The 3,255-nt window shown below is 38.5% G+C and carries 4 protein-coding genes; all 4 read right to left on the minus strand.

Annotated elements, in window-relative coordinates:
• Positions 1-328: 328 nt before the first annotated feature.
• On the minus strand, positions 329-1,780 hold the full coding sequence (locus O0J15_RS20540; protein WP_308306223.1) for a virulence-associated E family protein: 1,452 nt from the start codon (positions 1,778-1,780) through the stop codon (positions 329-331).
• A complete protein-coding gene (locus tag O0J15_RS20545) occupies positions 1,773-2,282 on the minus strand; it encodes a hypothetical protein (RefSeq protein ID WP_308306224.1) in 510 nt (169 codons plus the stop codon). Before O0J15_RS20545 ends, O0J15_RS20540 begins: the two co-directional genes overlap by 8 nt.
• A gap of 2 nt (positions 2,283-2,284) precedes the next feature.
• Positions 2,285-2,536, minus strand: coding sequence for a hypothetical protein (locus O0J15_RS20550; RefSeq protein WP_308306225.1), 252 nt, complete (start codon positions 2,534-2,536; stop codon positions 2,285-2,287).
• A 219-nt stretch (positions 2,537-2,755) separates the two neighbouring features.
• Positions 2,756-3,187: a hypothetical protein gene (locus O0J15_RS20555; protein WP_308306226.1), complete on the minus strand. Its 432-nt coding sequence runs from the start codon at positions 3,185-3,187 to the stop codon at positions 2,756-2,758.
• Between the last annotated feature and the right edge of the window lie 68 nt (positions 3,188-3,255).

The following is a 3,255-nucleotide window of genomic DNA, read 5'->3' on the forward strand; positions in this document are numbered from 1 at the left end:
CTTAGAGTTCATAAAAAAGTGTAGTCATTTTGGGATATCTAGTGACTAAGCTATCCGCCTTACAGTCACAAGGCTTTTCGCCATGCGTAGTCATGTAGTCACCTTGCTCCCAAAAAAATAAACAATAAACGCCTTTTATCTCTTATCTTCATATACTCTTTAATAAATAGAAAATAACTACATTTTTATATAAAAGTCAATAATACCAAGGGTTTAGGGGTGTAGTCAGTAAAATAGTAAAAACAACACTTTTTTTCTAACCCCTTATGTATCAAGGGTTTTCTTCCTATTTAAAATGTAGTCACTTTTTAAAAATAAACTACACTGACTACATTTTTTTAACGTAAGCTGGTTTAATACTTTTACCAAATCTTGTTGATCGCCTATGTTCCCAGCCGTCTCGGTTTTGCATATACTTTTTAACCTTAGCCTTATCCTTTGGCGGTACTTTGTCAGTCAAATACACCTCTTGAAAAAATAGTTTAATGGTCATCTTATCCCTATCTACCAGCTCGCCATAGGTGTCTGTGTCCAGTTCAACCGTTCCGCCCCTGTTATTTCTAAAGTATCCCTCGTTCATCATATCATAGATATAATAGCATCGCGTTCTGTCGGTCGTCGGGAACTGATACATTCTTTTTGGGTAAGGAGTGCCTAAATAGCGCTCCAAATCCTCAAGGGTCTCATCTACAAACTTGTAACGGCTTCTAACCTCATTTACTAGCTTTTCCTGCTCGTCTGTCAGCGTCAAAGACTGGTTAGACTTCCAAGCCACCACCATAGCGCCCCAAAAGGCTCTACGGTCTTTCTCTGTCCACTTCCTGCCCTTATAGTCGGTGTCTTTGTGTACCTCAGCAACCAGAAAGCGCCTTTCTCCTGTCAGGTCGTTTAAATAATCATGGTCATTGGTTGCCCTCACAATAATAAAACTCTTAGGCAATCGCCTGTCGCTGGAGGCGTAAGGCGGTCTAAACTCCAGCTTGGTTTCTGTGATGAATTTCTTCAATTCTGAAAAACTAGCCTTTTTACTGGCCACCATCTCATCATCAAATACACACCAGTTTCTTACCATTCTAGCCTTGTCATCTTTATCTGTGAAGGTCTCAACGGTTGTAAAATACTTGTGAGTAAAAAGCCCCTCAAAAAATTGGGTCTTTCCTACTCCCTGCCTTCCAGTCAAGTCCAGCACAAAGTCAAACTTAACAATAGGGTCAAACACCTTGGCAACCGCTCCACGGAAAAACAAGTCCATAATAATACGGTTATATTCGTCATCCTTGATATTGAGATAATGCCTTAAAATATCAAAGGGATCACGCTGATTCACTAACTCTTTATACTCGCTTTCGCAAGATTCCAGATAGTCTTTTAAGGGGTTGTAGCTGTGTTCTCCAGCCACCACTTCTAAGATATCAGCGATATCCCCTTTTTTATAATCCATCTTATACTTGGTAGCAATATAAGCCCTAATCTCTCTGATAATCAGGTCATCGATTGTACCGCTCAAGGTTCTACCATTTAACTTAACAGACTTGGTAACGTCAATTTCATATGTAAAAGCGTTGTACTGTATCGCCCCTTTTAGCTTACTATCCCCACTCAAAATCTTCTTGAGATTGTCCAAGGTGATGACAAAGCCTTTTCCTTTGGTTTTAGGTGTTAAATCCAGGCTGTTGTTTTCCTCGTTAGTCTCCCTTGCTTGGGTCAAGTCCACCACGGTAGGCGGTATTTGTTGCTGATTCTCTTCGATAATTTTACTTACAATTTCTTCACTATTCAAAAGCCACCTCCTTATAGAATTTTGTCGCTACTTCTAGAAAGTAGCTTGCTAGGTCTTTGCGTTTAACGATTGCTGAAAATAAATTCACCAGCTGACTAAAACTGTAGCCATTGACAAATAGCAAGCGGACAAAAAGTGAAGTCTCATATCTGGTATAAATGCCATTACAAATCAGGTCAAAAACCCAGCCTTTTAACTCCACTCCAAGCCCCTGCCGTTGCTCGGTCAATTTGTTTACCTCTAAATCTTTCAGGATCGTCAGCAAGTCAGGACTGGCCAAAACTATCTCCAAGTCTCTAACTAACCTCCAACCCTCTACTTCCTCTTTTTCGTCTTTGACAGTCACATACAAGCCTTTATAGTGGAAATTCGTCAGCGCTTCGCCAATCGGTTCAAAGTAGATGAATTTGAAGTGATTCTCATTCTTCCAAGCTTGGGTAGGGGTAGACTTGAGAAAGCCGAATAAGGCTAATTTGTCACTAGACAAGGTTAACTCTATCACTCTCATTCTCCCACCCCCATAAACTTACGGATATCGTCCACTTTATAATAAACTTTTCTGCTATCGTCTCCTGGAGGTTGATAACGTTTCAAGCCCATTCTTTCCCATTTTTGTAAGGTCAGATATTTTATATCTAACTCTTCCTGTACTCGTTTTGCGGAAATCAACCCAATGATTCGGGGAGGTATTTTTTCATGACTTTTTAGGTAACGTTCTAAGGCTTCTAATATTTTTATTTGAAGTTCTTCAATCATCCTTTCAAACATATCGTCACCTCCACGGCTTAACCCCTGCAAGCTGGATATACCGCCCATAATCTGGGCTTAAACTTTCGCTAGGACTTTCTCCTAGTTTCCTGTTTTCTCGCTCCATTTGAGCGCACTTTTTGTGGTCTCGATGATTTAGATATATGAGAAGGCCAATCAAAATCACGGTAAAAATAAGCGCCTGTGTATTGCTTAAATCTAGTTCATTCATTTTAAAAGCCCTCTTTTTTGTAAATCAGAAACAACTAAACTTCGTAAATACGTCCAAGTTGAAGCAGTCTCATGAGTAATATCATTACTTAACTTGTTTTCGTTTATTACTTGATTTAAGTAATTGAATAGTAACCAGTCAGGTTTTTTATTGTACATTTCTGCACACTCATCGTCATATTTTTTTAATTCTCCCAGTAAGTTCTCAACATTCGTATTATAAAATTCTTCATGACTAGCTTCCTGCATCTTGTACGCTTCAGATAATTTATAAAAGCTTATCCATAGATCACTAATTACTGAAATACAATCTTCAGCAATTTCCGTCGCTCCAATATGATTCTTAGACTTATGCCACTCTGATAAAATATCTAGCTTTTCCTCTACAAGTCCTAAGTCTTTTTTAAATTCTTTGAAATAATCATTCATGCTATGTCCTCTCTATATTTATTAGTGTTTTCTGTATGTTCTATGATTAGACTTTCTAATGCTTGAGA

The organism is Stenotrophomonas sp. Sm10 (genome assembly GCF_030985515.1).
Taxonomy (GTDB): domain Bacteria; phylum Pseudomonadota; class Gammaproteobacteria; order Xanthomonadales; family Xanthomonadaceae; genus Stenotrophomonas; species Stenotrophomonas hibiscicola.

Bases quoted from the DNA above. Each gene is read 5' to 3' on its own strand.
- O0J15_RS20550 (WP_308306225.1), bottom strand. From the start codon at position 2,536: ATGATTGAAGAACTTCAAATAAAAATATTAGAAGCCTTAGAACGTTAC.
- O0J15_RS20555 (WP_308306226.1), bottom strand. From the start codon at position 3,187: ATGAATGATTATTTCAAAGAATTTAAAAAAGACTTAGGACTTGTAGAG.